Source organism: Streptomyces xiamenensis, assembly GCF_000993785.3.
GTDB lineage: Bacteria > Actinomycetota > Actinomycetes > Streptomycetales > Streptomycetaceae > Streptomyces > Streptomyces xiamenensis.
Genome location: NZ_CP009922.3, coordinates 3,340,983 through 3,365,799, shown reverse-complemented (window position 1 = coordinate 3,365,799; position 24,817 = coordinate 3,340,983). Strand labels below are relative to the sequence as shown.

The following is a 24,817-nucleotide window of genomic DNA, read 5'->3' as shown; positions in this document are numbered from 1 at the left end:
CCGTGCCCCGGCGGTGGCCGTCCGGGACGGCCCCGCTACAGCGCCTCCAGCGCCGCCGCCAGCAGCGGCCGGTCCTGCGCGTGCGTCAGCTGGGTGAGGGCCTGCTCCGGCGGCAGCCACAGCAGCCGGTCCACCTCGTCATTGGGCGAGAACCGGCCGCCGACCGCCTCACCGGCCCAGTAGTGGACCTCCTTGGGCCGCCCGCGCACCACATAGCGGGCGGTGGGCAGCGGGGCGCCGAGCACGCAGATCATGCCGGTCTCCTCCAGCACCTCGCGCAGCGCCGCGTCCTCCGGCTCCTCCCCCGGGTGCAGCTTGCCCTTGGGGTGCGACCAGTCGTCGTAGCGGGGGCGGTGCACCAGCGCCACCTCCACCTCGCCCGACGGGCCCGCCGCGTACCTCCACAGCACGCAGCCGGCCGCCCGGACCGTCTCCTCCTCAGCCGTTCGTTCCACGGCGTCTCCTTCGTGCCTCGATCTGCATCTCCTGCACATTGCGCAGCGGCCGGCCGTCCGTGCCGGTCCAGTGCCGGGTCCACGCCCCGTCCGGGCCCAGGTGCCAGGACGCGGTGGTGTCGGCGGTGCCGGCCGCCAGCAGCCGGGTCAGGGTGGAGCGGTGCGCCGGGTCGGTGACCCGTACCAGCACCTCGATGCGGCGGTCCAGGTTGCGGTGCATCAGGTCGGCGCTGCCCAGCCACACCTCGCTGTCGCCGCCCGCCGCGAACGCGTACACCCGCGAGTGCTCCAGGAAGCGCCCCAGCACGCTGCGCACCCGGATGGTCTCGGACATGCCGGGCACCCCGGGGCGCAGGGCGCAGATGCCGCGCACCCATATGTCGACCGGGACGCCCTCCTGCGAGGCGCGGTAGAGGGCGTCGATCACCGCCTCGTCGACGATGGCGTTGGTCTTGATGCGGATCGACGCCGGACGGCCCGCCCGGTGGTGCGCTATCTCCCGGCCGATCCGGGCCAGCAGCCCGTCGCGCAGCGAGCGCGGAGCGACCAGCAGCCGGCGGTAGGTCTCGCGGCGCGAGTAGCCGGAGAGCCGGTTGAACAGGTCGGACAGGTCCGCGCCCACCTCGGCGTCGGCGGTGAGCAGTCCCAGGTCCTCGTAGAGCCGGGCCGTCTTGGGGTGGTAGTTGCCGGTGCCGACGTGGGCGTAGCGGCGCAGCGTCTCGCCCTCCTGGCGGACCACCAGGGACAGCTTGCAGTGCGTCTTGAGCCCCACCAGCCCGTACACGACGTGGCAGCCGGCCTCCTCCAGCTTGCGGGCCCACTTGATGTTGGCGTGCTCGTCGAAGCGGGCCTTGATCTCCACCAGCACCAGCACCTGCTTGCCGGACTCGGCGGCGTCGATGAGGGCGTCCACGATCGGGGAGTCGCCCGAGGTGCGGTACAGGGTCTGCTTGATGGCCAGGACGTCCGGGTCGGCGGCGGCCTGTTCCAGGAAGGTCTGGACGGAGGTGGAGAAGGAGTCGTACGGGTGGTGCAGCAGCACGTCGCGTTCGCGCAGCACGCCGAAGATGTCGGGGGCGGACGCCGACTCGACCTCGGCGAGTTCGCGGTGGGTGCCGGCCACGAACTTCGGGTACTTCAGCTCGGGGCGTTCCAGGGAGGCGATGTCGCCGAGCCCGGTGAGGTCGAGCGGCCCGGGCAGGGTGTAGACCTCCTCGTCCCGTATCTTCAGCTCGCGCACCAGCAGCCGCAGCACGCCGGGGTCGATGGACTCCTCGGCCTCCAGCCGGACGGGCGGGCCGAAGCGGCGGCGCAGCAGTTCCTTCTCCAGGGCCTGGAGGAGGTTCTCGGTGTCGTCCTCCTCGACCTCCAGGTCCTCGTTGCGGGTGACCCGGAAGACATGGTGGGCGAGCACCTCCATGCCGGGGAAGAGCTCCTCCAGGTGGGCGGCGATCACGTCCTCGACGGGGACGAAGCGCTGCGGCGAGGCTTCGAGGAAACGATCCAGCAGCGGCGGGACCTTGACCCGGGCGAAGTGCTTGTGGCCGGTGGCGGGGTTGCGCACCTCGACGGCCAGGTTCAGGGACAGGCCGGAGATGTACGGGAAGGGGTGGGCCGGGTCGACGGCGAGCGGGGTGAGGACGGGGAAGATCCGCTGCCGGAAGAGGGTGAACAGCCGGGTCTGCTCGGTCTCGGTCAGGTCCGGCCAGCGCAGCAGATGGATGCCCTCGGCGCCCAGCGCGGGGGCGACGGAGCGCTGGTAGCAGGCGGCCTGGCGGACCATGAGTTCGCGCGAGCGGGTCCAGATGTCCTCCAGCACCTCGCGCGGCAGCTGGCCGGTGAGGGAGCGGGTCGCGACGCCGGTGGCGATGCGCCGCTTGAGGCCGGCGACGCGCACCATGAAGAACTCGTCGAGGTTGCTGGCGAAGATGCTGAGGAAGTTGGCGCGCTCCAGCAGCGGGGTGGCGGGGTCCTCGGCCAGTTCGAGGACGCGTTCGTTGAAGGCCAGCCAGCTGCGTTCGCGGTCCAGGAAGCGGTGTTCGGGCAGCGGGGCACCGGCCGGATCGAGCACGGTGGTGGCCGCCGCGGGGGCATGCGCGACCGGTTCGGGCGCCGGGTCGGGTACGGCCACGGTCACCGGGTGGGCGGCGGTGGACGGGGGCGGCACCGTCCGGTCCCGGTCGGGGCCGGGCCGCGGGCCGTCCTCCGGCCCTCCGGAGCCGGGTTCCGCCACGGGCCCGGGTTCCGGACCCGGTTCCGCCGCCGCGCCCGGCTCGCTCCTCCGGTCCGGCTCCGGCGCGCCCTTGTTCCGTGACGCCGCCGCGGCCTTCGCCGCGTCCGGGCCGACCCGCGCGCTCCGCGCTCCCCGCACCTCAGGACTCATGCCCCCATTCTCCCGCCAAGAGTGCGAACAGAGCACGTCAGCGTCGTGACCGGGAGGTGGCCGGGATGCGGATCAGGTTTCCGTGCGGTACATCAGGTCCGTCTCGTGGGTCTGGAACCCCAGGCCCTCGTACACCCGCAGCGCCGCCACGTTGTCGGCGTCCACGTACAGCATCGCGGTGGGCAGGGCCCGGTCGGCCGCCAGGTAGCGCAGGCCGATCAGGGTGAGTGCCTTGCCGAGCCCCAGGTTCTGGGCGTCCGGCGAGACCCCCACGACGTAGACCTCGCCCAGCGACTCGGCGCTGTGCACCTTCGTCCAGTGGAAGCCGAGCAGGCGGTCGCCGCGCACCGCGAGAAAGAACCCGGATGGGTCGAACCAGGGCTCCTTCTTCCGGGCGTCCAGGTCCACCTGGGTGAGGCCGCCCTGCTCGGGGTGGTGGGCGAAGGCGGCGGCGTTCAGCTCCAGCCAGGCGGCGTCGTCCTGGCCGGGCACGAAGCTGCGGACCGTCACCCCTTCGGGCAGTACGGGGTCGACATCGCGCAGTCCCCCCAGCGGGCGACGCAGCTGCCGCAGCTCACGGAAGAGGGTCAGCCCCAGGACCTGGGCCAGGTGCCGGGCCGCCGGGTGGCCGCCGTGCGCCCACAGTCGCAGCCGGTGGCCGGACTCGGCGAGCAGCGCCTCGCCCAGCAGCCGGCCGTAGCGCAGGCCGCGGTGGTCGGGGTGCACCGCCAGTTCGCCGGAGGGGGCTTCGACCGGGTCGGTGCCGTCCAGCTGTGCGTAGCCCACGAGTTGGCCGTGGTGCCGCATGAGCAGGTGTTTCACGCCGGTGCGCCGGCCGCCGCGCAGCAGCAGTCTGCCCTGTTCCGATACGGCGCTCTGCCCGTCGGTGCGGGCTGCCGCGTCGATCAGCCGCTCGGCCTCACGCAGCTGGGGGCCCGTCACCTCGTCGACCACGATGACGTCACTCATGACGAAGACTCTATGCCCATATCGCCCGGACCCTTCATCCGCTTGTTACCCGCAGCCCCCTGACACGCTACGCGCGTAGCCGTAGGCTGCCGTCGCACTGTCATGTCATCTCCCTGACATCTGTCCCTTTTTGTCCGCTACGGCCGACCGGGATGCCGATCGGGCCGTCGCCCCCTCTTCCTTGCTTGTCCCCTGATTCCACGAGAGGCAATCTCCGCTGATGCGCACCTTGGCCACCCGGCGTTCGCGCCGGTTCAGACTGACGGCGGGCGCGGTCACCCTTGCCGCCGCCGGCGCCCTCGCCGTCGGGGTACCCGCCGCCCAGGCCGGTACCGGAAACGGCAACGGGCAGGGCAACGGGAACGGCAACAGCCGCCCCGGTCCCGCCCTCGACCTCCAGATCCTCGCCATCAACGACCTGCACGGCGCCCTGGAACCCCCGGAGGGCTCCAACGGCCAGGTCACCCACCGGCACGAGGACGGCACCACCGAGCAGTTGGCCGCCGGTGGTGTCGAATACCTGGCCACCGGGCTGCGCGACGCCCGCAAGGGCAATCAGCGCTCGGTGACCGTCGCCGCCGGTGACCTCGTCGGCGCCACCCCGCTGCTGTCCGGCCTCTTCCACGACGAGCCGACCATCGAGGCGCTCAACAAGCTGGGCATGGACGTCGCGGGCGTCGGCAACCACGAGTTCGACGAGGGCTGGGAGGAACTCCAGCGCCTCCAGGACGGCGGCTGCCACCCGGTCGACGGCTGCTACGCCGATGACCGCACCTTCGAGGGCTCCGACTTCCCCTACCTCGCCGCCAACGTCGTCCGCGAGGACAGCGGCGAACCGATCCTCGCCCCGTACAGCGTCCAGAACATCAAGGGCGTCAAGGTCGGGTTCATCGGCGTCACCCTGGAGGGCACGGCGAACATCGTCACCCAGGACGGCATCGAGGGCCTGGAGTTCCTCGACGAGGCCGAGACCATCAACCGCTACACCGCCGAGCTGGAGTCCCAGGGCGTCAACGCGATCGTCGCGCTGATCCACGAGGGCGGCTACCCGGCCGACCCGGCGTACAACGCCGACTGCGACGCGGGCGCCGACGGCATCTCGGGGCCGATCGTGGAGATCGCCGGGGCCATCGACTCCAACGTGGACGCACTGATCACCGGCCACACCCACCAGCCGTACGTGTGCACCATCCCCGACCCGGACGGCAACGACCGCCTGGTCACCTCCGCCGCCTCCAACGGCCGGCTGTTCACCGAGCTGAACATGCGGTACGACCCGCGTACCAAGGACATCGTGCGCACCTCGGTCGAGGGCACCAACCGGGTCGTGGACCGCGACCAGAAGCCGGCCCGCGACCTCACCCGGCTGATCGACTACTGGAACGAGCTGGCGGCCCCGGTCGCCAACGCCCCCATCGGCTACATCTCCGAGGACATCCGGGGCCGCGGCGCCGGCACCCCCGAGTTCCCGCTCGGTGACCTGATCGCCGACGCCCAGCTGGCTCACGCGATCGAGCTGGAGGGCACCGCCGACCTTGCCCTGATGAACCCCGGCGGGGTGCGCGCCGACCTGGTGTACGCCGCCTCGGGCGACGAGGGCGACGGCGTGGTGACCTACGGCGAGGGCTTCACCGTCCAGCCGTTCTCCAACACCGTCAATCTGCTGAGCATCACCGGCGAACAGCTGCTCCAGGTGCTGCGCGAGCAGGTCAGCGGCCCCAACGCCGCCACGCCCAAGATCCTCCAGCCCTCCGAGGGGCTCACCTACACCCTGGACCTGAGCCGCTCCGGGGCCGACCGGATCGTGGCGGACACCGTGCTGCTGAACGGTGAGCCGATCGAGGCGGAGCGCGTCTACCGGGTCGCGGTCAACTCCTTCCTGGCGGGCGGCGGCGACGGGTTCCCGACCCTGGCCGAGGGCACCGACCCGCGCGTCGGCAACGACGACATGCGGGTGCTGGCGGACTACCTGCTGGCACACTCCTCCGCCGACGCCCCGCTGGCGGCGCCGGCGGCCGACCGGATCACGGTCCTTCCGTAACACCCGGCACGGTGGCCGGTACGGGTCAGGGGCGCGGCACGGTGATCGCCGTCAGCAGCACCCCGTCCCGTACCAGCCACCGTCCGCCGAACCGGCCCACGCCCACCCCGTCCACCACCGGCCCCGGCACCAGCAGTTCGGCCTCGAACGTGCCGGCCCCGGGGTCGAAGGTCACCCGCGCCTGCTCGAAGCCCAGCCACTGCCCGGTCAGCGGGAACCACGCCTTGTACACGCTCTCCTTGGCGCTGAACAGCAGCCGTTCCCAGCGCACCCGCGGATGGCCTGCCGCCAGCTTGGCCAGGTGTTCGCGCTCCTCGGGCAGCGACACCAGCTCCAGCACGCCGTCGTCGCGCAGCGGTTCGTGCGGCTCCGCGTCCAGGCCGATGGACGCCAGCGTCCCGCCGGTGCGGGCCACCGCCGCGGCCCGGTAGCCGGCGCAGTGCGTCATGGAGCCCAGGAACCCCGCCGGCCACCGGGGCGCCCCGCGCTCGCCGGGCAGCAGCGGCACCCGGGGCCCGCCGAGCCGCTCCAGGGCGGTACGGGCGCAGCCGCGCACGGTGGCGAACTCGGTGCGGCGCTTGGCCACTGCCCGCGCCACCACCGCCTCCTCCTCCGGGAACAGCTCGGGCAGCGGTTCCGGGTCCCCGAACATCTCGACCGCGCTGACCGGCGGCGGCAGGAGTTCCCCGATCACGCGCGGATCACCACCGGGCGGCCCGGCGTGCCGCCGCGCGGGCGCCACTCGCGCGGGTAGCCCAGCGACACCTCGTGGTGCGGCACCCCGTCCCGGGTGATGCGGCGCGGGATGTGCAGATGCCCGTACACGACGGCGGCGGCCCGGAACCGCACCGGCCAGTCGTCGGTCGCCTCGGTCCCGCACCACAGCGCGAACTCGGGGTAGCGCAGCACCCGGGTGGGCTGCCGGATGAGCGGGTGGTGGTTGATCAGCACGGTGGGCAGGTCCTCGGGCAGGGCGGCGAGCCGCTCCTCGGTGCTCTCCAGCCGGGCCCGGCACCACGCCTGCCGGCTGGGGTACGGGTCCGGGTGCAGCAGGTACTCGTCGGTGCACATCACCCCGGCCGCCTCCGCCACGGCGAGCGCCTCGGCGGTGGTGCGGGTACCGGGCGGCCGGAAGGTGTAGTCGTACAGCAGGAACAGCGGCGCGACGGCGACCGGTCCACGCTCACCCTGCCACACGGCGTACGGGTCCTCGGGGGTGAGCACCCCCAGGCCGCGGCACAGCTCCACCAGCCGCTCGTAGCGCCGTTCGCCGCGCAGCTGCACGGGGTCGGCGGCGGGGGTCCACAACTCGTGGTTGCCCGGCGTCCACACCACCTGGGCGAAACGGGAGGCGAGCAGCGTCAGCGCCCACTCGATGTCCGAGAACGTCTCCCCCACGTCGCCCGCCACCAGCAGCCAGTCGTCGTCCGACTCGGGACGTAACTCCTCGGTGATCTTGCGGTTCTCGTCGTAGGCCACGTGCAGATCGCTGATGGCCAGCAGTTTCCCCATGAGCTGTGTCCTCCCACCGGGTGCGGCCGGCGAAACGCGAACCTCAATCAAGATTGAGCTATGCGTACGATGGCGGGTGTGCCTCCCACCATCACCAAGGAACTCACCATCGGACAGCTGGCCGAACGCAGCGGGGTCGCCACCTCGGCGCTGCGCTTCTACGAGGAGCAGCGCCTCATCAGCAGCCGCCGCACCGCGGGCAACCAGCGCCGCTACCACCGCGAGACGCTGCGCCGGGTGGCGTTCATCAAGGTCTCGCAGAACGTCGGGATGCCGCTGAACGCCATCCGCGACGCGCTGCACGAACTGCCCGAGGGCCGCACCCCCACCAAGGAGGACTGGGCCCGGCTGTCCGAGTTCTGGAAGGCCGATCTCAACGCGCGGATCTGGCAGCTGACCCGGATCAGGGACGATCTGACCGAGTGCATCGGCTGCGGCTGCCTGTCACTGGAGAGCTGCACGCTGGCCAACCCGTCCGACGTGTGCGGGCAGCGCGGCCCCGGCCCGGTGCGGCTGCTGGAGAACGCCCCCGAGGGCGCCCCCGGCTGCGGAACGGCGTGTTCCTGACGGCCGGCCGCCGGCGTCCCCAGGTCCTGTCAGACAGGACCTGACGAGGCGGGCGGCGGGGTCGGGGCGCCGGGCAGCCGCAGCACCGCCTCCGTACCGCCGCCGGGCGCCGGGTGCAGGGCGATCGCGCCGCCGCTCTCGCGCACGGTGCGGGCCACGATCGACAGGCCGAGCCCGGAGCCCGGCAGCCCGCGCGCGCCCGGGGAGCGCCAGAACCGCTCGAAGACGTGCGGGAGTTCGTCGGGCGGGATGCCGGGGCCGTGGTCGCGGATACGCAGCAGCCCGCCGCGCAGCGTCACCTCCACCATCTCGCCGTCGCCGCTGAACTTCACCGCGTTGTCCAGGAGATTGACCAGCGCCCGCTCCAGCGCGGACGGTTCGGCGCGCACGAACCACGGATCGAGTTCGGCGTCGATGGCGAGCCCGCGCGCCCGGCCGCGCAGCCGCACCCGGTCCACCGCCCGGCGCGTCACCTCGTGCAGCCCCACCACTTCCAGCCGCCCGCCGCCGGCGGGCCGCTCCGGGCGGGACAGCTCCTGGAGGTCCCCGATCAGCGCGGCCAGTTCGCTCAGCTGATCGGTCACCGACTCCAGCAGCCGCCGCCGGTCATCGGGCGGCAGCGGGCGGCCCGTCTGCTCGCTGCGCACCAGCAGCTCGATGTTGGTGCGCAGCGAGGTGAGCGGGGTGCGCAGCTCGTGCCCGGCGTCGGCGATCAGCTGCTGCTGGAGCTCGCGCGAGGAGGCCAGCGCGGCGGTCATGGAGTTGAAGGCGGCGGACAGCCGGGCGATCTCGTCGTCGCCGGCCACCGGGATGCGGGTGGTGAGGTCCTCGGTCCTGGCCACGTGCTCGGCGGCGGCGGTCAGCCGGTCCACGGGCCGCAGCCCGGCCCGGGCCAGGACGACCCCGGCCCCGGCGGCGGTCACCGCGCCGGCCGCGGCGACCAGCGCGAGGACGACGACGAGGGAGCGCAGCGGGTCGGTCACCTCGTCCAGCGGGCGGGCCACGGTGACGGCGCCGTTGGTGGTGGTCTGCAGCGGACGGGTGAGCACCCGGTAGGTGACGCCGTCCGAGCCGGTGGCGTTGTGGAAGGACTCGACGGCCCTGCGGCCCGCGACGGCGGTGTCGGAGGGCGCGACCTCCAGGGTCGCCGCCCCGGAGATGATGCAGCTCGATCCGTCGGAGTTGACCACCTGGATCGTGGCGTCGAACGGCATCGGCACGTTCTGCGGGACGTCGGCCGGTTCCGGGTAGCACTGGCCGTTCTCCCACATGTGGTAGATCACCACCGGGTCGGCCCGGTTGTCCCGCAGGGTGTCGTCGAGGGACCTGATCAGCTGGTCGCGGACCAGGAACCAGGCCGCGATCGCGCAGACCGCGACCGCCGCGGCCACCGCGACGGCCGTCAGCAGGGCGAGCCGGGAGCGCAGCGACAGACCACCGCCGCCGGACGTCACTGGCCGTCCCGCAGCACGTAGCCGACGCCGCGCACGGTGTGCACCAGGCGCGGTTCGCCGCCGGCCTCGGTCTTGCGGCGCAGATACATGACGTAGACGTCCAGCGAGTTGGACGACGGCTCGTAGTCGAAGCCCCAGACGGCGTGCAGGATCTGCTCGCGGGTGAGGACCTGGCGGGGGTGGGTGAGGAACAGCTCCAGCAGGGTGTACTCGGTGCGGGTCAGCTCGACGGGGCGGGGGCCGCGCCGTACCTCCCGGGTGGTGGGGTCCATCCGCAGTTCGCCGAAGACCAGCAGCCCGGCGTCCGGGTCGGGGGCGCCGTCGCGGCCGTCCCCGGCGCCGGCGCCGCCCGGTCGGGCGTAGCCGCTGCGGCGCAGCAGCGCCCGCAGCCGGGCGAGCAGCTCATCGAGTTCGAAGGGCTTGACGAGGTAGTCGTCCGCCCCGGCGTCGAGGCCGCTGACCCGGTCGCCGATCGTGTCCCGGGCGGTCAGCATCAGGATCGGCACCCGGTCCCCGGCGGCGCGCAGCCGGCGGGCGGCGGTGAGCCCGTCCATGCGGGGCATGAGCACGTCGAGGACGATCGCGTCCGGGTGGTAGCGCTCGGCCGTGGCGAGAGCGTCCAGGCCGTCGACGGCGGTCTCGGTGGCGTACCCCTCGAAGGCGAGGGAGCGCTGCAGGGCGTCCCGTACGGCCGGCTCGTCGTCGACGATGAGCACCCGCGAACCATCACTCATGCGCGTCAGTCTCGCATCAGACGTTGTGGGACGAACCGGAGCTTCCGTCGTCGAGCGTGCTGAGCACACTCTTGACGGTGTTGACGGGGATGGCGAAGCCGAGACCGGCACTGCCGGATGCGGCGGACGCGCTGTACATGGCGGAGTTGATGCCGATGACCTCGCCGTTCATGTTGACGAGGGCGCCGCCGGAGTTCCCGGGGTTGAGGGAGGCGTCGGTCTGGATGGCCTGGTAGGTGGTGGTGGAGTCACCCGTGTCGCCGTTGTAGCGGCCACCGCCGTACTCGAAGGGCCACTGCTGCTGTGGCTGCTGCTGGGAGCTGTCTCCCGTGCTGACGGTGACGTCCCGGTCGAGTGCGGAAACGATCCCGCTGGTGACGGTGCCGGACAGCCCCTCGGGCGAACCGATGGCCACGACCTGGTCGCCCACGGCCACCGCGTCGGAGTCGCCGAGCGTGGAGGCGGTGAGCCCGGAGACGTCCTGGGCCTGGATGACGGCGAGGTCGGTGTCCGGGTCGGAGCCGGTGACGGTCGCGGTGGCGGTGGAGCCGTCCGCGAAGGTGACCCGCACCTGGCCGGCGCCGGAGACGACGTGGTTGTTGGTGAGGATCTCGCCGTCGGAGGAGAGGATCACCCCGGAGCCGGTGGCGCTCCCGGTGGAGATCTCCACGACGGACGGCGACACGGCGGCGGCCACGGAGGCGACGGTGCCGTCGGTGTGGACCGAGACGTTGGTGCCGCTGACGCTGGAGCCGCCCCCGGCGACGGCCGACCCGGCGTCCCCGAGCAGTGCGGCGGTCCCGCCGCCCACCCCGGCCGCGACCACGGCGACGGCGGCCAGCAGCGCCACGGACTTCCCGGCGCGGCGGCCGCGCCCCCGGTGCGAGGCCGGCCGGGCCGGCGGAGCAAGACCTTCAGCTACGGCCTCCGGCGCCTGTCCGGGCTGCGGAGGGTAGGAGTGGAACGGCTGATTCCCCTGGTTTTCGCTCATGCACCGACAGTGGGCCCGGAAGATGAGAAGCGGCTGAGAACGGCCTCAGAGTTCCCCTGTGTTTTCAGCCGGGGAAGTCGCTGGTGTCCAGTGAGGTCTCGAAGGGGGCGGGCAGCGGGATCGGGTCACCGAACTTCCCGGTCCACAGGGTCTGGTACACGCCGCCCTGCGGTTCGCCGAACAGCGTGATGACGGGCCCCATCGGAGGTACGCGATCCACGAGCAGGTAGAGGGGGACACCGGCGCGGGCGTACCCGGCGAGCTTCTCGACACGGTCCCGGCTCGCGTTGCCGGGTGAGGTGACCTCCACGACCAGGGCGGCGTCTCCCGCCTGGGTCTCGGGCACGCCATCCAGCATCAGGGCTTCCGGCAGCACCACCAGGTCGGGCTGGAAGACGCCCGAGCGCAGCGGAATCCGCACGTCGACGTTCTGGTAGACGTCCCAGCCATCGGGAATCGCTGGATGCAGTCGCCATTGCAGCTTGGTCGCGATAAAGGTGTGTGGCTTCGACGGCGCGGGCGACATGACGATGGACCCCTCGATGATCTCCGCCTTCCAGCCCGGGGGGACATCCATCTCCTCCCAGACCCTGACGAGCTCATCCCAGGTCTCTCCCCGGACATACGGGGGTTCAACAGCAGGCACACTCACAGCGGACTCCTTGCATTGCCGACACCCACTCCAGCATGCACGGAGCACCCAAACCAGGTCTACCGACCCACTTCACCCGAACGTATGACCGCAGGCCATCAGGGTGACGCCGGGTGGTGGCCGACGGGTGTCAGACCGGCTCCGCCGGGCAGCCGCAGGAGCGGCGGACGCGCAGGGAGGCCGGGAACTGGCGGTGCCGCTCCAGGGCCGGGCCGTCCTGGTCGTTGATCGCCAGCTCGACCGCCGCGCGGGCCATGCCCACCCGGTCGGAGCCGACCGTCGTCAGCGGCGGGTCGGTCAGGGCCGCTTCCTTGACGTCGTCGAAGCCCGCCACCGCCAGCTCCTGCGGCACCTCGATGCGCAGCTCGCGGGCCGCCCGCAGCACGCCGATCGCCTGGTCGTCCGTGGCGCACACCAGCGCCGGCGGCCGGTCGGGGCCCGCCAGCAGGTCCAGCGCCACCCGGTAGGCGTCGTACCGGTTGTAGGGGGCCTGGAAGAGCCGGCCCTCCGTCGACAGGCCGGCCTCGTCCATCGCCCGGCGCCAGCCGGTGACGTGGTCGGTGACCGGGTCGCCCGACTCCGGTGTGGAGGCCACGCCGCCCAGGCAGGCCACGTAGGGGTGGCCGTGGTCCAGCAGGTGCCGGGTCAGCCGCTGCGCGCCGGCGATGTCGTCCAGCACCACCGTCACGTCGTCGATCGCGTCGGGCCGCCGGTGCAGCAGCACCACCCGGGCGTCCCAGGCGTCGATCTCGGCCGCGGCGTGCTCGCTGGGGCCCGAGCTGATGAGGATCAGGCCCGAGACCCGCATGCCCAGGAACGCCCGCAGATAGTGGACCTCGCGCTCGTCCCGGTAGTCGGAGTTGCCGACCAGCACCATCTTTCCGCGCTCGGCCGCCGCCTGTTCCACCGCGTGCGCCATCTCCGCGAAGAACGCCTGCCGGGCGTCGGGCACGATCAGACCTATGAGGTCGGTGCGTTGGGAGGCCATCGCCTGCGCCACCCGGTCCGGGCGGTACCCGAGCTCCTTGATCGCGGCGAGCACCCGCTCGCGCGTACCGGCCGCGACGGGGCGCGGTCCGTTGTTGATGACATAGCTCACGACCGCGGTCGACGTACCCGCCAGTCGCGCCACATCGTCCCGCGTCACCTTGGCCACCTCGGCAGTCTACGCGCGCAACCGCCCCCGGAACACAGGTCCCAGGGGCGGAAGACGAAGCGGAGGTGAACGCGTGGTGCGGCGTTCACGCGCGCCGCGCGGCCTCCTTGACGAGCTGCTCGGCCTCGCGGGTCACCGCGCGCGCGTGGTCGTCGGCCGGCTTCTCCTTCTCCGGAACGACGAAGCGGTAACCGACGTTGCGCACGGTGCCGATCAGCGACTCGTGCTCGGGGCCCAGTTTGGCGCGCAGCCGCCGCACATGGACGTCCACGGTGCGGGTGCCGCCGAAGTAGTCGTAGCCCCAGACCTCCTGGAGGAGCTGGGCGCGGGTGAAGACCCGGCCCGGGTGCTGCGCCAGGTACTTCAGCAGCTCGAACTCCTTGAAGGTGAGGTCCAGGACCCGGCCCTTGAGCTTGGCGCTGTAGGTGGCCTCGTCGACCGACAGGTCGCCGTTGCGGATCTCCATCGGGCTGTCGTCGCTCACCAGCTGCTGGCGGCCGGTGGCCAGCCGCAGCCGCGCCTCGACCTCCGCGGGACCTGCCGTGTCCAGGACCACGTCGTCCACGCCCCAGTCGGCGGTGACGGCGGCGAGCCCGCCCTCGGTGACGATCAGCAGCAGCGGGCAGCCCGGCCCGGTGGAGCGCAGCAGCTGGCACAGGGAGCGGACCTGGGGGAGGTCCTTGCGGCCGTCGATGAGGATGACGTCGGCGCTGGGGGCGTCGACCAGGGCGGGGCCCTCGGCCGGGGCCACGCGGACGTTGTGCAGCAGCAGTTCGAGGGCGGGGAGCACTTGCGACGACGGCTGGAGGGCGTTGGTCAGCAGAAGCAGGGAACTCATCGGGGGCGTTCCTTCCTCGGTCCTGGCGGCGGGGCTGCTGTGCGACGGGACGATTCGAGCGGCTCTGCCCTGAAAGCACAAAAGGACCCGGTATGGCGCCATCGCCCGGATCCTTTACGTGCCCAGCAGCATAACCGAAACAGTTCATCTTGCGCAGGGGCCGTCTTAAGGAGCGGGACGGACAAGCGCCATCATGGGTGCGACAGCGACGCGGGAGGATTGTGATGGCGAGCGGCACCATCCGGTACTGGGCTGCGGCGAAAGCCGCGGCCGGTACGGCGGAGGAGGGGTACGAGGCCGCCACCCTGGCCGGGGTCCTGGCGGGGGCGCGGGAGCGGCACGCGGCCAGGCCGGAGTTCGCGCGGGTGCTGGCCCGCTGCTCCTTCCTGGTGAACGGCGAGCAGGTGGGCAAGCGCGGCCATGACACGGTGACGCTGCCGGAGGGCGCGACCGTCGAGGTGCTGCCGCCCTTCGCGGGCGGGGCGCGGTGAGCGCCGGGCCCGGTCGCGGGCGCGGCGCGGAGCACCCGGAGGGGGAGGCGGCCCGGCCCGCCGTCCATCCGTACGAAAATAGCGCCGTGAGTGAGATCTCTGACCCCACCCGTAACCCCGGCGACACGCGCGCGGCAGGCGCCTCGCACCGGGCCACCTCGCCGATCATCCCGCCCGGGATCCAGCCCGCCCTGCTGACCGCCGCGCTCGCGGCGCTGTTCGCCGTCACCGCCCCGCACGGGCAGTGGGCGCTGCTGGGGCCGGTCATCGTGCTCCAGGCGGTGACCGCCGCCGGCTGGTTCCGGCTGAACGGGATGTGGCCGGCCCGGCAGGGCATCCTGCTGGCGTTCGCGGGCGGCCTGGCGGCCGATGTCGTGCTGCTGTCCACCTCCCGCGAGCACGGCATCACCGCCATGATCGGCACCCTGGGGGTCTGGTTCCTGCTGGTGGTGCTGCTCCAGCTGCGGCACCGCGGCTCGGGCGACGAGCGCCTGGACTCGCTGACCGCGACGGCCGCCTCCACGCTGCTGACGGTGGTGGCCGCCGGTCATCTGGCGGCGGTGGAGTTCTCCTCCACGGCGGTCGTGGTCGCCTCGGCGGCGGTCGCGGTGGCGGCGGTGGCGCGCGGTCTGGTGACGGCGGCGTTCGTGGCGCCCGCCCTGGCCTTCCTGCTGGCGACGGCCGCCGGGGCCGGGGCCGCGCAGGTGGCCGATCTCGACCTGTGGAAGGGCGCGGCGCTGGGCGCGGCCGCCGGGGCGTGCGCGCTGGCCGGCCTGCGCGTGGCCTCCTACGACTTCCCCTCCCGCTTCGTGCACTTCACCGCGGGGGTGGCACTGCCGCTGACCGCCGCCGCCCCGGCGGTGTATCCGCTGGCCCGGGCGCTGCTGTGAGCCCGCACGTGTAACGGAGCTGCTGCAAGGCTCCGGCCGGACCGCCGCGAAACGGAACCCCGGGTTACGCTCGCGGCAGTCCGGCCACTCCATGGGGGATAGAACCCGAATGCGCGCTCTGCGAATATCACTGATCGTGCTCGTCGTCCTCGGCGTGCTCTTCACCGCGGCCGACCGGCTCTCGGTGTCCTGGGCGGAGAACGAGGTCGCCTCCCGCGCCCAGACCTCCCTGGGTCTGTCGGAGACGCCGGACGTCTCGATCAAGGGTTTCCCCTTCCTCACCCAGATCGCGGGCAAGAACCTCAGCCGGGTCGATGTCGGGGTCAGCTCGTACCCCGCGCAGGTGGACGGCACCGCCGTCACCGTGGAGCAGCTGGACATCGAGCTGCGCGACCTGAGGCTGGGCTCCAACTTCTCCACCGCCACCGCGCGGCACGCGGACGGCACCGGCCTGATCACGTACGAGGAGCTGAGCCGCGCGTACGGCGAGCTGCTCGGCTCGGAGAGCACGGGCCTGGGGGTCTCCTTCGGCCCCGCCGAGGACGGGCGGCTGCTGATCACCCTCCAGGCGTCCGTGATGGGGCAGCGCATCAATGTCGGCGACGTGCCCGGTGACATCACGCTGGAGGGCGACCGGGTGCGGGTCGAGGTGGACACCGAGGCGCTGACGGGCATCCCCGATTCCGTGCTGCCGCAGGTGGAGACCCTGATCCAGGAGCAGGCGGGCGTGGAGCGGACGATCTCCGGGCTGCCCGACGGCCTGGCGCTCTCGTCGGTGACGCCGGGCCCGGAGGGCCTGGAGCTGACGGTCACGGGCAGCGATCTGAGCCTGGTCGGCTGAGCGCGCGGCCCCACCAGCGGCGCGTTTCATATAGCGGACATCACCGTCTCAGCATCCGGAAGCCCCGTGACAGGGCGGGGACCGTATCCGTACGATCACGGACATGATGCGTCAGGCTGCGGGCACCCCCGCCGGGGGACTCACCAAGCGGCGGGCAGTGGACCTCTGCCGCGTCGCCGCCATGCTCTGTCGCCGCGCCGGCTGACAGCCGCGCCACCCCCCGTACCGCCGTACCACCGCGAACCCCCGCGCCCCTGGCGCGCCCTGCCCCGCTCCGTCTCGGCACGCGTGTACGCCGGTACGTGTCCGGTCATCCCGATCCGGTACGACTCCCCCCCGCTCACCACAGCCGAAGGAGAACGAGCATGAGCCGCAGTGACGTCCTCGTGGACGCCGACTGGGTCCAGCAGCACATCGACGACCCCAAGGTCGTCATCGTCGAGGTGGACGAGGACACCTCCGCCTACGAGAAGAACCACATCAAGAACGCCGTCCGGATCGACTGGAAGCAGGATCTCCAGGACCCGGTGCGCCGTGACTTCGTCGACCGGGCCGGCTTCGAGAAGCTGCTGTCCGCCAAGGGCATCGCCAACGACGACACGGTGGTGCTGTACGGCGGCAACAACAACTGGTTCGCGGCGTACGCGTACTGGTACTTCAAGCTGTACGGCCACGGCGACGTCAAGCTGCTGGACGGCGGCCGCAAGAAGTGGGAGCTGGACTCCCGCGACCTGGTGGCCGAGGTGCCCGAGCGCGCCGCCACCGAGTACCGGGCGCAGGAGCAGGACCTGTCCATCCGCGCCTTCCGCGACGAGGTCGTGGCGGCCATCGGCGCGCAGAACCTGGTGGACGTGCGCTCCCCCGACGAGTTCAGCGGCAAGCTGCTGGCCCCCGCGCACCTGCCGCAGGAGCAGTCGCAGGTGGCCGGGCACGTGCCCTCCGCCCGCAACATCCCGTGGTCGAAGTCCGCGAACGACGACGGCACCTTCCGTTCCGACGAGGAACTGACGGAGCTGTACGAGGGCGAGGGCGTCGATCTGGGCAAGGACACCATCGCGTACTGCCGCATCGGTGAGCGCTCCGCGCACACCTGGTTCGTGCTGCACGAGCTGCTGGGCCAGCAGAACGTCAAGAACTACGACGGTTCGTGGACCGAGTACGGCTCTTTGGTGGGCGTCCCGGTCGAGACCGGCCCGGCCAAGTAAGAGGAGATCGAGGAATCATGTGCGGAGCGAAGTCCGGCGGCCCCGACGCCGCCGCCACGGCGGGCCAGACGACCATCCAGGGCGTCCTCACGCGTGACGGGGTCCCGGTGAGCGGGTACGTCCGACTGCTGGACGGCACCGGCGAGTTCACGGCGGAGGTGCCGACCTCGGCGACCGGCCAGTTCCGCTTCTTCGCGGCCGAGGGCACCTGGACCGTCCGCGCGCTGGTCCCCGGCGCGAGTGCGGACCGCACGGTGGTGCTGGCCGAGCGCGGTGCGCTGGCCGAGGTGGCGATCGCGCTGTAACGGCCTTGGCGGTGACGGCGGGGCGGCGGTGAACGGCCCGCCCGGCCCGGCCCGCGAATGCCAGACCGCGCCCTTTCCGGTGATCGCCGGAGGGGGCGCGGTCTTCGTGTATCAGGGGGTTCGGATTCCTGGGATTCCTGGTTGGACGGTGTCGTTTCCAAGATCAGCGACTGGGTCGGTCAGCTCACCGTCCCGCAGTTGCCACAGACCCAGTCACCCGCGGGTCCTTGATGCATGTTACCGCCACAGTTCGGACAATTCATGATCACATCCTCTCCACGCCGTTAGACGCACGAGCCGCCGAACCCGTTCAGTCCGGCGTGATCACAAAACGGTCAATGGGCGCGGCAGGCGGGGAAGCCGGCTGGCCTACCTCACTCCGCTTCCCCGCCGGGGGGCCAGCTAGACTCGGCAGAGCACCGTATTTTTCCCGCCGACGCACTAGGAGCACCCGTGCTCGAGGCATTCTTCATCACCCTGATGGTTCTGGTCGGGGTGGGTACCGCCGCGTTCACCGGCCTGGTCGTGAAGAAGCTCTACCAGGGCCAGCGCTGATGATCGAGATCCCCTCAGATCTGCACCCCGACCTGGTACCCCTGGTCTTCCTGCTCGGCGACTGGACCGGCGCCGGCGTGGCCGAGTTCACCGGCGAGGAGTCCATGAACTTCGGCCAGGAAGTCACGTTCTCGCACGACGGCCGGGACTTCCTGGAGTTCTCCTCGCACACCTGGCAGCTGGACGACAAGGGCGAGAAGGTGCGCCCGCTGGAGTCCGAGCACGGCTTCTGGCGGGTCACCGGCGAGCGCAAGGTCGAGGCGGTCCTCATCCGCCAGGACGGCGTCGCCGAGGTCTGGTACGGAGAACTGGCCGAGGGCAAGCCGCGGATCGAGCTGGTCACCGATGCCATCGCGCGTACGCCGTCCGCGGACGCCTACACCGGCGGCAAGCGGCTGTACGGCTACGTCAACAGCGATCTGATGTGGGTCGGCGAAAAGGCGACCCCCGAGGTGCCGCTGCGCCCCTACATGTCGGCGCACCTGAAGAAGGTCGTGGACCCGAGCACCTGGGCCAAGGACCTCAAGGACCTGCCGGACGACGGCATCGCCTTCTTCCGCTGACCGGCGCGCGGGCGGCGGGATCCGGAGCGGAACAGCGGGATGCCCCCGGCCGCTCGCGCGGCACCGGGGGCATCCGGTGAAGCCTTGCCTCGGGCGGCATGTCAGTCAGAGGCGGACCCGAGACTCACTCCTCGAACGTACCGCGGGGGGCAGGGCCCGGCGAGGAGACCCGAACACCCAGGAGCCACCCGCGCCCCCGGTGCGGAGGACCCAAGCCCCCCGGACTTCGTCCGGGAGGGGGCCACGGGCCGCCGCGCGGGAGCGTCAGATCGCCCGCAGGGAGCCGCCGTCCACCGCGATGACCGAGCCGGTGATGTACGAGGCCGCCGGGGACAGCAGGAAGGCGGCGGCGCGGCCGAACTCGGCGGGCTCGCCGTAGCGGCCCAGCGGGATGCCCGCCACCGCCGCCGCGCGGGCGTCGGGGAACGCCGCGTCCAGCTGGGTCATCCGGTCGGTGGCGATCCGGCCGGGCAGCAGGCCCAGCACCCGCACCCCGCGCGGGCCGAACTCGTCCGCCATGTCCTTGGCCACCATCGCCAGCCCCGGGCGCAGCCCGTTGGAGATGCCCAGGCCCCCGACCGGCTGGCGCACCGAGGTGGACAGCACCATGCCGATCGCGCCGTCACCGGTCAGCCGCCCGGCCAGGGTGCGCACCGCGCGCACCGAGCCGAGGAAGACGGACTCGAAGGCGGCGCGCCACTGCTCGTCGGTGGCGGAGGCCGCGGTGCCGGGCGGCGGGCCGCCGACGGAGATCAGGGCGCCGTCCAGCCGCCCGTACCGCTCCAGCGCCGTTCGCGCGAGCCGCTCGGCGGCCTCCGGGTCGGCGAGGTCGGCGGCGACGCCCGTCACACTCCCCCAGCCTTCGGCCGGGGGTGCCCCCATGGGCGCCGAAAGCCTCTCCACGGCCGCCTCGACGTTCGCCGCGTCCCGGGAGGCCAGCACCACCTTCGCGCCGTCCGCGACCAGCGCGGCGGCCGTGGCGTGGCCGAGCCCCTTGCTGCCTCCGGTGACGACATAGACCCGATCGGCCAGTCCCAGATCCATCGCTGCGCTTCCTCCCAGGCTCCGCGAGCCATCAGCCTTATACCGGTTTGACACACCCTGCGGCAGGGTGGGAACCGCCTCCCCGCACGGGGGTCGCCGATCCCCTCCGGCCGCCTCCGTGCGGAGGCGCTAACGCGCGACCCTACGCCCCCGCCGATTCCTCCTACACTGGGCTCGTGGTGAGCACCGACTGGCAGACCTCGCTCCGCGACCGTGGATACCGGCTGACCCCGCAGCGGCAGCTGGTGCTGGAGGCTGTGGACAGGCTGGAGCACTCCACGCCCGAGGACATCCTCACCGAGGTGCGCCGCACGGCGGGCGGGGTCAACATCTCCACCGTCTACCGCACGCTGGAGCTGTTGGAGGAGCTGGGCCTGGTCTCCCACGCCCACCTGGGGCACGGGGCGCCCACGTACCACCTCGCCGAGCGCCACCACCACCTGCATCTGATGTGCCGGGACTGCGGCACCGTGCTGGAGGCCGATCTGGAGGTGGCCGAGCCGTTCGCGCGGCGGCTGCGCGAGGGCTTCGGCTTCGAGACCGATCTGCGGCACTTCGCGATCTTCGGCCGCTGCCGGGAGTGCGCGGCCGGGCCGGACGGTCCGCCCGCGCCGTAGGCTGGGGGCATGTCGTACGCCAGTCCTCTGCTGTCCCTGCCCGGCGCGGTCGCCGCGGACGCCCCGGATGCCGGGGTCGCCGCGCACTACGGTGATCTCTTCCGCGAACAACGGGCGTTGGACCGCGGGCAGGGCCTGGTGGACCTCTCGCACCGCGAGGTCCTCTCGGTGACCGGCCCCGACCGGCTGAGCTGGCTGCATCTGCTGCTCACCCAGCACGTGTCCGAGCTGCCGGCCGGGCAGGCGACCGAGGCGCTGATCCTGACCGCCCAGGGGCGCATCGAGCACGCGCTCTACCTGGTGGACGACGGCACCACCACCTGGCTGCACACCGAACCGGGCCGGGGGGCGGCGCTGCTCGGCTACCTGGAGTCGATGAAGTTCTTCTACCGGGTGGAAACCGCCGACCGGACCGGGGAGTTCGCGGTGGTCTTCCTGCCGGCCGGCTCGATCGCCGAGACCGGCCCGGAGTGGGTGGTGCGCGAGACGCCGTACGGGCGGGACGTGTTCGTCCCGCGCGCCGCGCTGGAGTCCTTCGCCGCGCAGGCGGGGCCGGCCGCGGGTGTGCTGGCGTACGAGGCGCTGCGGGTGGCCGGGCACCGGCCGCGGCTGGGCCGCGAGACGGACGAGCGGACCATCCCGCACGAGCTGGGCTGGCTGGAGAGCGCGGTGCACCTGGCCAAGGGCTGCTACCGGGGGCAGGAGACGGTGGCCAAGGTGCACAACCTGGGCAAGCCGCCGCGCCGCCTGGTGTTCCTGCACCTGGACGGCAGCGAGGTGAAGATCCCCGAGCACGGCGCCCCGGTACGGCTGGCGGCGGACGGCACGGAGGGCCGGCAGCTGGGCGTCGTCACCACCTCGGCCCGTCACCACGAACTGGGGCCGATCGCGCTGGCCGTGGTGAAGCGCGGTGTGCCGGCGGACGCCCCGCTGCTGGCGGGCGACACCCCGGCTGCCCAGGAGACGATCGTCCAGCCGTAGCCCTGCGGTGCCCCGGGGAGAGGTGTCCGGGCCCGGTCAGGGCTCCTCGGGCGCGTGCCAGGGGCTGATGCCGAGGACTCCGGTGGTGCCGAGGTCCACGGGGGACGTGGGGGCCAGCCGCTGGGCGGCGACGCCGTCGGCGGGCCGGACGCTCAGCCGCTCGCCGTTGGCGACGGTCCGGCTGAGGTCATCGACGGTGTTGCGCCACACCAGCCCGGACAGGGCGTGCTCCCCCGGCTGGAGTGTGAGGGGAGCGGGCGGGTCGTCGAAGCCGGTGAGGCTCGCCGTGATGTCGCCCGTGCCGTGCAGCACCTTGATGTCGTACGGGTCGCCGTCCTCGTCCAGGACGGCGACGGTGGGGTAGCCGTTCAGTTCGTACGGTTCGGTGCCGCAGTTGGTCAGGCGCAGGCCCATCACCCGCAGCCCCATCGCCGCGTCGCCGCCGTCCTCGGTGACGCGCACCCCGGATTCGGGGCAGTCGGGGCGTTCGGGCTCGGGGGACGGCGGGCGCGGTGGGGCGGCGGCGTCCGTCTCCGTTTCGGGGGGCGCGGTCTGAGTGCCGCAGCCGGCCAGGGCCAGGGCCGCCAGGGCGACCGGGACGGCCCACCGGGCGAGGACCGCGGCGGGGCGTCGGGCGGTGCGTCGGGCCGGGTGTGCCATCAGACCTCCAGCCAGACGGTGAACGGTCCGTCATTGGTCAGGTTGACCCGCATCTTCGCGCCGAACCGGCCCGTCTCAACGTGCGCCCCCAGCGCGCGCAGATGAGCGCACAACCCCTCGACCAGTGGCTCCGCGATCTCGCCCGGTGCGGCGGCGTTCCATGTGGGCCGTCTGCCCTTCCTGGCGTCACCGTAGAGTGTGAATTGCGAAACAATCAGCAACGGAGCGCCCACATCCGAACAGGACTTCTCACCGTCGAGCACGCGCAGCGTCCACAGCTTGTTCGCCAGCCGCGCCGCCTGCTCATCCGTGTCCTCGTGGGTGGCGCCCACCAGCACACACAGTCCTTGGCCAACGATTTCGCCGACCGTTTCGCCGTCCACGGTGACACTCGCCCCGTCGACCCTCTGCACCACTGCTCGCATGGCGGCCATCATGCCGGAACGTTCCCTCGTACTGAATGACGGCCGGATGCATGCGAAGTCGCTGCGTCAGCTGGGTACACAGTGACACGATGCGTGGCACGGGGTACGTACCGCGCCAGCACACCGAAATGGGGATGAGGGGAAAATTCCGCATGATCACACCGGGCTCCGGCTCACAGCCGGCCGCCGCTGCCACCACCACCGTCGCCGACGCCGCGCCCGCCCGGTGGGGCAGCGGCCCACGGGTAGGGCACGGCGGCGAGCCACGCGGAGACGACTCCCCCTCCGGGCTGCGCCGGCTGCGGCTGACCGAGCTGCGGGAGCTGCGCCGCAGCGCCCAGCGCGAGGAGGCCGACCTCAGCTTCGTCCGCAGACTGCTCCAGGGCCGCATCGACATCCTGGAGGCGGAACGGCGCAGACGCCTGGACCCGGAGGCCGATCTGCTGGACCGGTTGCCGCAGATCCTGGCGGACAGCCCCTCCCCCCACCGCTCCTCGGCCCGCCATGTGACGGTGGGCCCGCCGGCCGGGCGCGAGTACCGGGAGCTGGCGGAGGAGATGCTGGCGGAGGTCGAGCTGTCGGATCTGCTGGCCCGTACCGACGACGAACTGCATGACGCGCTGGGCCGCCTCGCCCGGTACGAGGCGCAGGTCTCCCGCCGTCGCCAGGCGCTCCAGCGCACCGCCGACGGGTGCAGCGGGGAGATCGCCCGCCGTTACCGGGAGGGCGAGGCCCAGGTAGATGATCTGCTCGCCTGAACGGTGAATTCCGGGCGATCTTCCTTACGGTCCGCCGGTCGCTCCCCCGTCGGCCCGTGGGGGCACACACGGCCCTCGGGGCCAGCGGGGCACTCCGGCCGCCGGCGGGCCCGCGCCACGGCCCCACGCCGCACGGAAAATCCTTGGCCCAGGCTCGGGGCGCCCGGATAGCCTCGGGGCCATGGCCCTGAACACCCGTTTTGTCACCGGCAGTGACGCCGACATCGACGCCTGGAACCGCGCCGTGCTGCTCGGCTTCCAGGATCCGTTCCCCCTCACCGAGGACGAGCTGCGGCTGCGCCGCGAAAAGCTGCAGTACGACCGGGCCCGGGGGGTGTTCGAGGGCGACCGGTGCGTGGCCACCTTCACCAGCTTCGACCAGCAGCTGACCGTGCCCGGCGGTGCCCTCGTCGACGTCAACGCCGTCTCCGCCGTGTCGGTCACCGCCACCCACCGCCGGCAGGGCCTGCTGAGCCAACTGATGGGCGCGGACCTCGCCGAGGCGAAGGAGCGCGGTGCCCTGGCGGCCACGCTGATCGCCGCCGAGTACCGGATTTATGGCCGGTTCGGATACGGTCCGGCGGCCTCGCTCGCCGACTTCACCGTCAAGGGCCTGCGTTCCGGGCTCGGGTCGCGCTGGTCGGCGCCCGAGGACGGGGGCTCCGTGGCGTACATCGACGGGGCCGAGGTACGCAAGATCGGCCCGGAACTGCACGAGCGTTTCCGGCGGGGCCAAGTGGGCGCGATCGACCGCAAACCGCTGTGGTGGGAGAAGTTCACCGGTGAGGTGCGCTTCGGCCACCAGACCTGGGAGGAACCGTTCTACGTGCTCTACCGGGACGGCGCCGGGGTGCCGCAGGGCCTGGTGAAGTACACGACGGACAAGAAGTGGGACGGCGAACTGCCGGACAACACCCTGACCGTGCAGGAGCTGATCGCCACCACCACGGCGGCGCAGCGCGCGCTGTGGTCGTTCCTGGTGTCCATCGACTGGGTCACCACGCTGCGCGGCCCGAACCGCGGCCCGGACGATCTGCTGCCGCTGCTGCTGCCCGACGCGCGCGCCGCCGTGCTGAACGGGATCAGTGACTTCCTGTGGCTGCGGCCGCTGGATGTGCCGGCCCTGCTGGCCTCCCGCTCGTACGCCACCACCGGTGACCTGGTGCTGGAGGTCCACGATCCCATGGGTCTTGCCGGTGGGCGCTTCGCGCTGAGTGGCTCGCCGGAGGGCGCCGAGTGCGCGCCGACCTCGCGCGGTGCCGATCTCACGATGGGGGTGGGCGCGTTGGGCTCGTTGTATCTGGGGGAGACGACCGCGACCCGGCTGGCGGGTGCGGGGCTGCTCACCGAGGAGACGCCGGGGGCCGTGTCCCGGGCGAACGCGCTGCTGACCACGGGAGCGCGCCCCTGGTGCCCGGACGGTTTCTGACGGGACCTCCACCGGTCCCGGTCGTCGTGTCCGAACGCCCAGGGGCGCTTCTCACAGCGTGTTCAGTCCCAGCATCACCAGCACGGTGATTCCCACACAGATGCAGGTGAAGTTGCGCTTGCGCAGGCCGGTCCGCAGGATCAGCAAGCCGATCACGCCCGGCAGTCCGAACTGAACCTCCACTGCCTCATCGACCACGATGGCGAGGGCAGCGGCGATGATGGTTGAAACGATCATGTTCCCTCCCTACATCGACACATCCGGCGACAACTGGCAGGTATCTTTTGGATAGTTGGTGGAG

28 protein-coding genes are annotated in these 24,817 nt (G+C 72.2%); 13 read left to right on the top strand and 15 right to left on the bottom strand.

All coding sequences use genetic code 11. The features are described from left to right. Positions 1 to 35: 35 nt before the first annotated feature. From SXIM_RS15430 to mshD, 3 genes are all read right to left on the bottom strand, one after another. Complete coding sequence (locus tag SXIM_RS15430; protein ID WP_030729672.1) at positions 36 to 455, bottom strand: NUDIX hydrolase; 420 nt, start codon at positions 453 to 455, stop codon at positions 36 to 38. Beyond that, positions 439 to 2,838: an RNA degradosome polyphosphate kinase gene (locus SXIM_RS15425; RefSeq protein ID WP_246156887.1), complete on the bottom strand. Its 2,400-nt coding sequence runs from the start codon at positions 2,836 to 2,838 to the stop codon at positions 439 to 441. Before SXIM_RS15425 ends, SXIM_RS15430 begins: the two co-directional genes overlap by 17 nt. Before the next feature lie 72 nt (positions 2,839 to 2,910). Continuing rightward, complete coding sequence (gene mshD, locus SXIM_RS15420) at positions 2,911 to 3,807, bottom strand: mycothiol synthase (protein WP_030729677.1); 897 nt, start codon at positions 3,805 to 3,807, stop codon at positions 2,911 to 2,913. 220 nt (positions 3,808 to 4,027) lie between these two features. Here mshD and SXIM_RS15415 point away from each other — a divergent pair, with 220 nt between their 5' ends. Continuing rightward, positions 4,028 to 5,848 carry a bifunctional metallophosphatase/5'-nucleotidase gene (locus SXIM_RS15415; RefSeq protein WP_030729680.1) on the top strand — a complete coding sequence of 607 codons (1,821 nt, stop codon included), beginning with the start codon at positions 4,028 to 4,030 and terminating at the stop codon, positions 5,846 to 5,848. Between the two features lie 25 nt (positions 5,849 to 5,873). Here the strand turns inward: SXIM_RS15415 and SXIM_RS15410 are convergent, their stop codons facing one another. Both SXIM_RS15410 and SXIM_RS15405 read right to left on the bottom strand, forming a co-directional pair. Continuing rightward, positions 5,874 to 6,542 (bottom strand): 4'-phosphopantetheinyl transferase family protein, encoded by a 669-nt coding sequence (locus SXIM_RS15410; protein WP_030729683.1) that lies wholly within the window; start codon positions 6,540 to 6,542, stop codon positions 5,874 to 5,876. Further along, complete coding sequence (locus tag SXIM_RS15405; protein ID WP_107073931.1) at positions 6,539 to 7,360, bottom strand: metallophosphoesterase family protein; 822 nt, start codon at positions 7,358 to 7,360, stop codon at positions 6,539 to 6,541. Before SXIM_RS15405 ends, SXIM_RS15410 begins: the two co-directional genes overlap by 4 nt. Before the next feature lie 69 nt (positions 7,361 to 7,429). Here SXIM_RS15405 and soxR point away from each other — a divergent pair, with 69 nt between their 5' ends. Continuing rightward, entirely contained in the window at positions 7,430 to 7,927 is a 498-nt protein-coding gene (gene soxR / locus SXIM_RS15400) for a redox-sensitive transcriptional activator SoxR (RefSeq protein ID WP_030729686.1), read from the top strand. 29 nt (positions 7,928 to 7,956) lie between these two features. Here the strand turns inward: soxR and SXIM_RS15395 are convergent, their stop codons facing one another. The 6 genes from SXIM_RS15395 to SXIM_RS15370 form a co-directional block, all read right to left on the bottom strand. Further along, positions 7,957 to 9,381, bottom strand: coding sequence for a HAMP domain-containing sensor histidine kinase (locus SXIM_RS15395; protein ID WP_030729688.1), 1,425 nt, complete (start codon positions 9,379 to 9,381; stop codon positions 7,957 to 7,959). Beyond that, positions 9,378 to 10,115 carry a response regulator transcription factor gene (locus tag SXIM_RS15390; protein ID WP_046724408.1) on the bottom strand — a complete coding sequence of 246 codons (738 nt, stop codon included), beginning with the start codon at positions 10,113 to 10,115 and terminating at the stop codon, positions 9,378 to 9,380. The genes SXIM_RS15395 and SXIM_RS15390 overlap by 4 nt, the downstream gene beginning before the upstream one ends. 16 nt (positions 10,116 to 10,131) lie before the next feature. Then, complete coding sequence (locus SXIM_RS15385; protein WP_078846933.1) at positions 10,132 to 11,106, bottom strand: S1C family serine protease; 975 nt, start codon at positions 11,104 to 11,106, stop codon at positions 10,132 to 10,134. A 64-nt stretch (positions 11,107 to 11,170) separates the two neighbouring features. Then, positions 11,171 to 11,683 (bottom strand): Uma2 family endonuclease, encoded by a 513-nt coding sequence (locus tag SXIM_RS15380; protein ID WP_107046975.1) that lies wholly within the window; start codon positions 11,681 to 11,683, stop codon positions 11,171 to 11,173. Between the two features lie 205 nt (positions 11,684 to 11,888). Then, positions 11,889 to 12,914: a LacI family DNA-binding transcriptional regulator gene (locus SXIM_RS15375; RefSeq protein ID WP_030729699.1), complete on the bottom strand. Its 1,026-nt coding sequence runs from the start codon at positions 12,912 to 12,914 to the stop codon at positions 11,889 to 11,891. A gap of 85 nt (positions 12,915 to 12,999) precedes the next feature. Beyond that, complete coding sequence (locus tag SXIM_RS15370) at positions 13,000 to 13,752, bottom strand: winged helix-turn-helix transcriptional regulator (RefSeq protein WP_030729702.1); 753 nt, start codon at positions 13,750 to 13,752, stop codon at positions 13,000 to 13,002. A 224-nt stretch (positions 13,753 to 13,976) separates the two neighbouring features. Here SXIM_RS15370 and SXIM_RS15365 point away from each other — a divergent pair, with 224 nt between their 5' ends. From SXIM_RS15365 to SXIM_RS15340, 7 genes are all read left to right on the top strand, one after another. Beyond that, complete coding sequence (locus SXIM_RS15365) at positions 13,977 to 14,243, top strand: MoaD/ThiS family protein (RefSeq protein ID WP_030729705.1); 267 nt, start codon at positions 13,977 to 13,979, stop codon at positions 14,241 to 14,243. A gap of 86 nt (positions 14,244 to 14,329) precedes the next feature. Beyond that, the gene (locus tag SXIM_RS15360; protein ID WP_030729708.1) at positions 14,330 to 15,133 is read left to right on the top strand and encodes a hypothetical protein; all 804 of its coding nucleotides are present in this window, start codon (positions 14,330 to 14,332) and stop codon (positions 15,131 to 15,133) included. 109 nt (positions 15,134 to 15,242) lie between these two features. Next, a complete protein-coding gene (locus SXIM_RS15355) occupies positions 15,243 to 15,974 on the top strand; it encodes an LmeA family phospholipid-binding protein (RefSeq protein ID WP_030729711.1) in 732 nt (243 codons plus the stop codon). A 103-nt stretch (positions 15,975 to 16,077) separates the two neighbouring features. After that, positions 16,078 to 16,179: a putative leader peptide gene (locus SXIM_RS28825; RefSeq protein WP_346133130.1), complete on the top strand. Its 102-nt coding sequence runs from the start codon at positions 16,078 to 16,080 to the stop codon at positions 16,177 to 16,179. Positions 16,180 to 16,339: 160 nt separating this feature from the next. Continuing rightward, positions 16,340 to 17,179 (top strand): sulfurtransferase, encoded by an 840-nt coding sequence (locus tag SXIM_RS15350; RefSeq protein ID WP_030729714.1) that lies wholly within the window; start codon positions 16,340 to 16,342, stop codon positions 17,177 to 17,179. Positions 17,180 to 17,196: 17 nt separating this feature from the next. Further along, entirely contained in the window at positions 17,197 to 17,484 is a 288-nt protein-coding gene (locus tag SXIM_RS15345) for a DUF1416 domain-containing protein (RefSeq protein ID WP_030729716.1), read from the top strand. Positions 17,485 to 18,038: 554 nt separating this feature from the next. Beyond that, positions 18,039 to 18,602, top strand: a complete 564-nt coding sequence (locus SXIM_RS15340; RefSeq protein WP_030729722.1) for a heme-binding beta-barrel domain-containing protein — start codon at positions 18,039 to 18,041, stop codon at positions 18,600 to 18,602. Positions 18,603 to 18,866: 264 nt separating this feature from the next. On the opposite strand, the gene SXIM_RS15335 is transcribed toward SXIM_RS15340, so the two are convergent. Continuing rightward, a complete protein-coding gene (locus SXIM_RS15335) occupies positions 18,867 to 19,646 on the bottom strand; it encodes an SDR family oxidoreductase (RefSeq protein ID WP_030729725.1) in 780 nt (259 codons plus the stop codon). A 176-nt stretch (positions 19,647 to 19,822) separates the two neighbouring features. Between SXIM_RS15335 and SXIM_RS15330 the strand changes: the two genes are divergently transcribed. Next, positions 19,823 to 20,263 (top strand): Fur family transcriptional regulator, encoded by a 441-nt coding sequence (locus SXIM_RS15330; RefSeq protein WP_030729728.1) that lies wholly within the window; start codon positions 19,823 to 19,825, stop codon positions 20,261 to 20,263. A 9-nt stretch (positions 20,264 to 20,272) separates the two neighbouring features. Beyond that, positions 20,273 to 21,244 carry a CAF17-like 4Fe-4S cluster assembly/insertion protein YgfZ gene (gene ygfZ, locus SXIM_RS15325; RefSeq protein ID WP_046724403.1) on the top strand — a complete coding sequence of 324 codons (972 nt, stop codon included), beginning with the start codon at positions 20,273 to 20,275 and terminating at the stop codon, positions 21,242 to 21,244. 36 nt (positions 21,245 to 21,280) lie between these two features. Here ygfZ and SXIM_RS15320 read toward each other — a convergent pair whose 3' ends face one another. Beyond that, positions 21,281 to 21,904: a DUF4232 domain-containing protein gene (locus SXIM_RS15320; RefSeq protein ID WP_046724401.1), complete on the bottom strand. Its 624-nt coding sequence runs from the start codon at positions 21,902 to 21,904 to the stop codon at positions 21,281 to 21,283. After that, entirely contained in the window at positions 21,904 to 22,329 is a 426-nt protein-coding gene (dtd, locus tag SXIM_RS15315; RefSeq protein ID WP_043177174.1) for a D-aminoacyl-tRNA deacylase, read from the bottom strand. The genes SXIM_RS15320 and dtd overlap by 1 nt, the downstream gene beginning before the upstream one ends. Before the next feature lie 152 nt (positions 22,330 to 22,481). Here dtd and SXIM_RS15310 point away from each other — a divergent pair, with 152 nt between their 5' ends. Both SXIM_RS15310 and SXIM_RS15305 read left to right on the top strand, forming a co-directional pair. Further along, the gene (locus SXIM_RS15310) at positions 22,482 to 23,087 is read left to right on the top strand and encodes an RsiG family protein (RefSeq protein ID WP_030729749.1); all 606 of its coding nucleotides are present in this window, start codon (positions 22,482 to 22,484) and stop codon (positions 23,085 to 23,087) included. 181 nt (positions 23,088 to 23,268) lie between these two features. Further along, complete coding sequence (locus SXIM_RS15305; RefSeq protein WP_046724400.1) at positions 23,269 to 24,516, top strand: GNAT family N-acetyltransferase; 1,248 nt, start codon at positions 23,269 to 23,271, stop codon at positions 24,514 to 24,516. A 51-nt stretch (positions 24,517 to 24,567) separates the two neighbouring features. On the opposite strand, the gene SXIM_RS15300 is transcribed toward SXIM_RS15305, so the two are convergent. Beyond that, positions 24,568 to 24,753, bottom strand: a complete 186-nt coding sequence (locus SXIM_RS15300; protein ID WP_030729756.1) for a hypothetical protein — start codon at positions 24,751 to 24,753, stop codon at positions 24,568 to 24,570. Positions 24,754 to 24,817: the final 64 nt, after the last annotated feature.